The 6,603-nt window shown below is 48.2% G+C and carries 9 protein-coding genes; 4 read left to right on the forward strand and 5 right to left on the reverse strand.

The window, feature by feature from the left end:
• From Q8O92_10025 to Q8O92_10040, 4 genes are all read left to right on the forward strand, one after another.
• A partial coding sequence (locus tag Q8O92_10025; protein ID MDP2983650.1) for an IS1595 family transposase occupies positions 1 to 134 on the forward strand: 134 nt, incomplete at its 5' end.
• 87 nt (positions 135 to 221) lie between these two features.
• A complete protein-coding gene (locus Q8O92_10030; GenBank protein ID MDP2983651.1) occupies positions 222 to 890 on the forward strand; it encodes a hypothetical protein in 669 nt (222 codons plus the stop codon).
• A 182-nt stretch (positions 891 to 1,072) separates the two neighbouring features.
• Positions 1,073 to 1,210 carry a hypothetical protein gene (locus Q8O92_10035; protein MDP2983652.1) on the forward strand — a complete coding sequence of 46 codons (138 nt, stop codon included), beginning with the start codon at positions 1,073 to 1,075 and terminating at the stop codon, positions 1,208 to 1,210.
• A 132-nt stretch (positions 1,211 to 1,342) separates the two neighbouring features.
• Positions 1,343 to 1,912 carry an isoprenylcysteine carboxylmethyltransferase family protein gene (locus tag Q8O92_10040; protein ID MDP2983653.1) on the forward strand — a complete coding sequence of 190 codons (570 nt, stop codon included), beginning with the start codon at positions 1,343 to 1,345 and terminating at the stop codon, positions 1,910 to 1,912.
• Between the two features lie 281 nt (positions 1,913 to 2,193).
• Here the strand turns inward: Q8O92_10040 and Q8O92_10045 are convergent, their stop codons facing one another.
• From Q8O92_10045 to Q8O92_10065, 5 genes are all read right to left on the reverse strand, one after another.
• The gene (locus Q8O92_10045; GenBank protein MDP2983654.1) at positions 2,194 to 2,346 is read right to left on the reverse strand and encodes a hypothetical protein; all 153 of its coding nucleotides are present in this window, start codon (positions 2,344 to 2,346) and stop codon (positions 2,194 to 2,196) included.
• 206 nt (positions 2,347 to 2,552) lie between these two features.
• Positions 2,553 to 3,575 carry an aldo/keto reductase gene (locus Q8O92_10050; protein ID MDP2983655.1) on the reverse strand — a complete coding sequence of 341 codons (1,023 nt, stop codon included), beginning with the start codon at positions 3,573 to 3,575 and terminating at the stop codon, positions 2,553 to 2,555.
• A 55-nt stretch (positions 3,576 to 3,630) separates the two neighbouring features.
• Positions 3,631 to 4,596, reverse strand: a complete 966-nt coding sequence (locus Q8O92_10055) for a glycosyltransferase family 9 protein (GenBank protein MDP2983656.1) — start codon at positions 4,594 to 4,596, stop codon at positions 3,631 to 3,633.
• Positions 4,593 to 5,741, reverse strand: coding sequence for a DUF2961 domain-containing protein (locus Q8O92_10060; protein MDP2983657.1), 1,149 nt, complete (start codon positions 5,739 to 5,741; stop codon positions 4,593 to 4,595). The genes Q8O92_10055 and Q8O92_10060 overlap by 4 nt, the downstream gene beginning before the upstream one ends.
• A 22-nt stretch (positions 5,742 to 5,763) precedes the next feature.
• Positions 5,764 to 6,315 carry a flavoprotein gene (locus tag Q8O92_10065; GenBank protein MDP2983658.1) on the reverse strand — a complete coding sequence of 184 codons (552 nt, stop codon included), beginning with the start codon at positions 6,313 to 6,315 and terminating at the stop codon, positions 5,764 to 5,766.
• Between the last annotated feature and the right edge of the window lie 288 nt (positions 6,316 to 6,603).

Genomic DNA, 6,603 nt, shown 5'->3' on the forward strand with positions numbered 1-6,603 from the left:
AACATCTTCAAAGTTACCTGAATGAATTTTGTTATCGCTTTAACCGGCGATTCAATGAATTACTGATTACTGACAGACTCTTAACTGCTTGTCTGAATACCTCCACTATTACCTATGCGGAGTTAACTCGATAAGCGAATTTAATTATTATCGTTTCAATTCTTCTTGTTATTTTGACTATTGGTTGTAGCAAAGAACCGGCTCCATATACTCAAGAGGCAATGGGAAAATTAAGTCATGCAATGGAGAGGGTAGGACAGCCGGTTCCCAAGCCTGGAATGACTAAAGAAGAAGGCATAAAAATGCTTTATGAATGGTATAAAGAGTTTTATAAAAAGGCTGGCTATGACTTGGACAAATCAATCATTCAGCTTGAAAGTGATTTGGAAAAAGATCCAAAATATGCTGCCCCATCTCTTTATCAGACATTAACTCTTGGAGTAACGGTCCAATTAATTGAGATGAGAAAAGATAAAACAGTTAATACTGATAAGCTTTTTTCTCAAGAGACCCTTGCAGCACTGGATAAAATGTTAGCCGCTGAGAAAAAGCAAGTCGAAACCGCCGATAAGGCCAAAATTGCAAAGGAAGAAGGAATACGAAAGACTAAAGAGGATATCACTAAAGGTATCTATCGAGGTGAAATTGTCAAGAGTGGAATGGATTCCCGAGGGGATGGCTATTCACTTAGCGATATGAATTTCGAGACAGGTGTCTTCGGAATGATCACTATTGCTGAATACGGGGACTTGGAAAAAAGGCCCCAACTGCACCAGCAACTTAAACAGCTTGTTGGGAAGCGAGTTACGGTTAAGGGAAGACAGGCTAATGACTTTGACACTGTATTCGATCTGCAAAAGGGTATAGAAATAATTCCTGACCAACAGTAAGGGAAAATGGCAACGGGGTGCTGGTTTAAATACACGGGTGAAAGCCATTCCTTCCTGAACATATCGAAAAGAAACTCGGTGCGTTTGTGTTTAAGCTCATGTGGAATCTCTTGGTTCATGTTGAGAAAGTGTTTGAAGATGAGCAAGATCGCGCAGAAGCCCTCAATAGGGTAAAGGTAGAAATGCTGGCCGCCCACAAAGAAGTATTCATGGAGACGGCTAAGTGGCTGGGCTGCTCCGAAAAGAAATTCCCGTTTCCGGCCACCCTGCTGAGTCAGAAGACCGCGGACGCCGCCAGCGGAAGTGCGGAAAAGGCATAGCAAATAACGGAGCCAGCCCTTGACAGCATGCAAAGAGGGAAATGAAAAGCTTTGCCCAACAAGGCAATGCAGCCGACCTTATAGCCGCGGCTGATTTCGGCGTTGGGCACAACATAAACGGAAAGAGAATTAATGGATTCGAAATTGATAATAATTATAGGATTCTCATACTTGTATGGATTCTTTGAAGTTTTTATGAATTTAAGACAGAGAAGAAAAAGTACTGTTACAGCTTCGAGTGATAAAGGGAGTTTATCTTTGCTATATATTCTAATCACACTTGGCTATGTTTTGTCATTTTCAATAGGCGCAACAAAAATAGGTAGGATTTATCATTGGGATACTTTTTTCGCAATAGGAATTGTATTGATTTTGATTGGATTGGTTATCAGAATACAGTCAATATTGATTCTTAAACAATACTTTACATATTCAGTCGCAAAAGTTGAGAATCACAAATTAATTGAAACAGGATTATATAAAAGGATTAGACATCCAGGATATTTAGGACAATTAATTATTTTCATTGGAATTTCGACTTCATTATCGAATTGGTTATCAATTCTATTAATGATAATTCCGATTATTATTGGATACATTTACCGAATAAAAGTAGAAGAAAGATTTATGATTGAACAAACAGGAGAAATTTACTTAAATTATCAAAAACGAACAAATAGAATAATCCCAATGATATATTAAAATACGCTGTGCCTAACCTGCGCATGCAGCCGACGCTGTTTCGTTGAATTACGCTTAGCAGCCGATGCCCAACGTTCCCATGCGAGTGACAGTCTGAATCAGCGCCGCCAAAAGCGAGAGAGTTCATCGCTGAACTCGAACGGGCGGGCTTAGTGAACTGCGGGAGCGAAGGGGAGCCGCCGGAACTATTTTTGCCCGGATTGATGTACAGGGGGTGTCGCTGCGACAACGAAAGGATTCCTACTAAACAGAGCATAGTCATCTGCGTAAGAAAATACTATTTACGGCAACATTATTTTAAGCACAATTGCCACCATTGCAACCACTACAGCCGCCTGAGCAATAAGAAGTCCCGCCACCCATTTTACCAATTCAACTTTCAATTTTTCCAAGATTTTAAGGGTATCTATGCTTACCGTTGCGGTCCTATCCATGTTTTATCACCTTGTCATTCTGTGAGTTTTCAACATTTCGCTATTAAGAATATACCATCATACTCCCATTTGTCAAGTATTCATTTATTTTCTCATAACTATCGCCAATTCCCTATTGCTTCATTAATAAACATATTTTCTGAAAAGTAACCCACGCCCAAAATGTACCCCTCTTTTGCATGCAAGAGAGGGGATCAAGGGGTGAGTCACCCTTCCCTTATTCTCCAATTCTCCATCCACTTGTACTTGGGCGGGAGGTACGATCCAAAGGTTTTATCGGCCTCGCGGGAGAGTTTTTTCAGCACCTCGCGGTCTTCCTTTGTGAACTCAGGCCGCCATAGTGAGTCGAGGGCATCGTACACCTCAGACATCGTGTTCAAGGAAGGCAGGCTGGAAGCGATATCCTGGTTCTGCCAGAGGTAGCGAAAAGCAGCTTTTGGATAACTCTGACCGCGGTATCCCGGCGCAAGATAGTTGAGGTACTGGGCATAGGCCATCATGGGATCCCCGCCCATGGGTTTGATGCCGAGGATGCCGATTTTCTTCTCACGGCAGACGGGGATTACCTTGCTGTAGGTGTCGGGTTTGTCGTCCCACCAGCCCTTATTGTGGTGGAAATTGATGGGCATCATGATGTAGTCGACCGGGGTGTTTTCCGCAGCGTAGAGAACGCCCGATTCTTCGTGAGCCACCACCCCGACCGCGCGGATTTTGCCCTCCTGGCGCATTTTGAACAGGATGTTCAGGTCGTCATCTCCCTTGGAGTAGTTGTCGGCGTCACGGTAGACGATGCGGTAGAGGTCGATGAAATCGGAATTGAATATGCGGAGCGCGCCCTCGATTTCCGCGCGGACATCCTTCTCCACCGAGACCAGTGAAAGAACTACCTGCTGACGTTTCCCCGCGAGCGACCTGGCCATAGGCTCGAACTGGTGGAAAATGCTGTGGTTGTAAATGTCGAAGAGGTTCACCCCGTTCTCGAAGGCTTCCTGAATCTGACGGTCGCGGCCTTTCGGGTCTTTCAGGTTCTCCGCGGTGAGATGGGAGCCGAATCCGAGCAGGCTGACCTTGATGCCGGTTTTCCCAAGCGTCCGGTATGCCATGTTCCGTGGAGTGGGCAGCGGAGTCCGGGGGATGACAGGTTTGTCTTTTGCATCGACTGTATTGAATCCAAGGCTGAGAGTAGCCGCCGAAAGCGCGGTTTTCTTGATCATATCGCGGCGTTTCATGATGTTCTCCTTGAAAATGTTTTTTTTAAATCTTTTTTGACAGGATTTACAAGATTTATAGGATTATAGTATTGTTTTTTAATATCTTGTTAATCATGTTAATCCTGTCCAATTTTTCTTTCTTTGCGTCTCTGCGTAAGATAATCATTAATTCAATTTCACGCATCACTTCCTCCGCTCCGATTCTCTCCATATGCCCATCCGGGGAGAAGAGAACTCGCACCCGGCTGCCGAGCGGCCTAAAGACCACAGGATCGGAAGGCCCGAAAAGCACCACTGACGGCGTCCCGGCGAGCGCGGCCAGGTGGCTGACCCCCGAATCATTTCCCAAATATAATGAAGCGCCGGCCAAAACGTGAAAGGCATTTTGAATGGTTTCAGGCAGAGCTTTCGTATACTGTGCGGGGATTCGGTCTTGCAGTCCACGCTCAATTTCAGCCGGGCCGAGAATGAAGACCACCCTTTTCGGGTCAGGCCAGAGGCAGGCTATTTCAATAAAACGTTCCAGAGGCCACATTTTTGAGACACCGCCGCTGCCGGGATGGATCACAAGGATCGTACCATCTCTCAGGGCAGAAATAGTTTGAGACAGGGGAGGGAGACCTGGCGAAAAATCAGGGGGCGTTTCGAGAATAGAAAGAAGATGTTCTGTTATATGATTCCTGAATCCCTGCGGCGGACGCGGGTCCAATATCCGGCATGCCATCGCCCCCGTTTCCAGCACAGTCTGGCGGAGGGTGTCCGTATTCCCCGCGGTAAAGAAATACACCCGGTCGAACTCCGAAAAGTAATCGCAGAGAAATCCGGTTGCCCCGCTTCCGGAAAAAAGTGCTGAGAATCCTGCTTCATCCACCGAGCGGAACCCGGAAAACTCCCCGGTCAACCGTGATACCGCGAGCATGGTGGCGTTCCCGAGAACATGGAGCCTGGCTTCCGGATACAGTCTTTTGATATATGAGCCGACCGGGAGGGTAAGGATACAGTCCCCGAGCCCTCCCGTGCGGATGAGAAGAATATTCACTGTATTTCCAGATAATCCTTTTCCGGCAGCTTCGGGAACGCCGCATGAGGCTCCGACTGGTACCAGAATGCGGTGGATGCGATGTCATCCTGCAGGGGCAGGTAGCGTCCGCCTGAGCTCCAACCAAGAGCCTGGATGGTGACCTTCAGGTCTTTGTCGAACCGGACGGGGTCCATGATGTGCCAGCGGTAGAGGCTGAACCGCTGCTGAGAGCTGTAGAGGCCGTCGGGCCGGATAACCTGCACCAGTCCGGTGTAGGGTGTAGAAAATTCCTGGTATTTGCCCCCATTATCGAAATTATAAGAGCCGCAGAAATAATCCTCCGTGCCGGTGCCGCAGATTGTTGGGAACTGAGTGTCGCCGTCGAGGAAGAATTTGATCTCGCCCTCGCCCCACCAGCCGTTGTTATGCACTCCCCAGGCCAGGTAAGTGCCCACATACTGTCCCCAGCCTTTGACGCCGTCGAGAATAGTGTATACGTTTTTGTACGGCAGGGGGTTGACACGGCGGAACTGGGCGTGGAAATATCCTGCTTCTTTGGGAACATCGGTGAGGGTGTAATCTATCTGGTAATAGAGGGTCATGGGTCTGTCGTCGATATTCTCGAACGTGATCCGGCAGGACTTGCGGAAAGGCATCTCCCAGTAACAGTTGAACGCGCTTCCGGGATTGACGCAGACAGGCAGCGAGTTGAGCTGGGCATACTTGCCCCAACCGCAGGCGAAGAAATCGCCGACAGGCGCTTCAACGGAAGGTTCTTTCTCACCGTCCCAGTAAATACGGATGATGGAACAGCGCCAGGTGCCTGCAGGGGTCATCCAGATGTGCTGAATGGCGCCGGTACCTTGAATATCAGCCAGGGTGAATATCTGCTTGCTTTCGATACGGATGGAAGGGGAAATCTTCCATCCCTGTCCGAGATCGCGGGCGGCGTTGGCGCCGGTACCCTGGGTCGCCATACCAGCCTTGCCTTTTTCGCCGGTAAAATTCTCCGGGCTGATGGAACGGGTCAGCGCATGGGAAAGCCGTGACAGATTTCCCATGCTCATGCCGAGACCGTTGAACGGGGAGTCCTGTGCAAACACAGCGGATACCGTAAACAAGCCAAACATGGCTGCTGAAAGCAGTACTGCGGTGCTCTTCATTCCATACCTCCTATAGGGTGAGTTATTTCCTTATCACTTCCTTTGCCGCGCGGAGAATATCCTCCACCTCCGCCATTCTTCCCATCCCGAGGCGGCCGTCCGCCAGCTTTCCCTCCTCCGGTCCGACGAAATGTACGCCCGCATTACGGAGGACGGCGATGTTGTTTTTGACAAACGGATTATCCCACATGCGGTTGTTCATCGCCGGAGCCATCAGCACCGGCACCGTGGTCATCATGGTGAGGATGGTGGTGCTGACCAGGTCGTCCGCAATGCCGCACACCGATTTCCCGATTATATTGGCGGTAGCCGGGGCCACTATCAGGATGTCGGCGCGGTCTGCGAGGGCGATGTGTTCCATATCCCACTTGTTTTCACGGTCGAACATTTCCACCGCCGCCGGGTTCTGCGAGAGGGTTTCCAGGGTAAGCGGAGTGATAAACTCGGTTGCCTCACGGGTCATAATGACCAGCACCTCGGCGTTTGCCGCCTTGAGTTCACGGACAATCGCGGCGCTCTTGTAGGCCGCTATCCCGCCGGTTACCGCCAGCACAACCGTTCTATCTCTGAACATAGACTGACCTCCTTAAAAATATATTTAGCCCGAATTATGCATGTAAAAGGGATTTTAGTCTCTGTGAGCGTTAAAACTACAGCCCCCTAAATCCCCCAAAGGGGGACTTAAAAGACTGCAAGACAAGGCATAATCGGTTTATTAAAAAAGTTGCATTTTTGCATTTTCATTTTTACCACGAAAAGTCCCCCCTCGGGGGATTTAGGGGGTTGCTTTCCAAAATTAATAATAAGTATTTGTTTAAAAAGAGTTAAGAAAATGTTACAGCAAGTTTGTGAATAATTCGGG

The organism is Candidatus Latescibacter sp., assembly GCA_030692375.1.
GTDB lineage: Bacteria > Latescibacterota > Latescibacteria > Latescibacterales > Latescibacteraceae > JAUYCD01.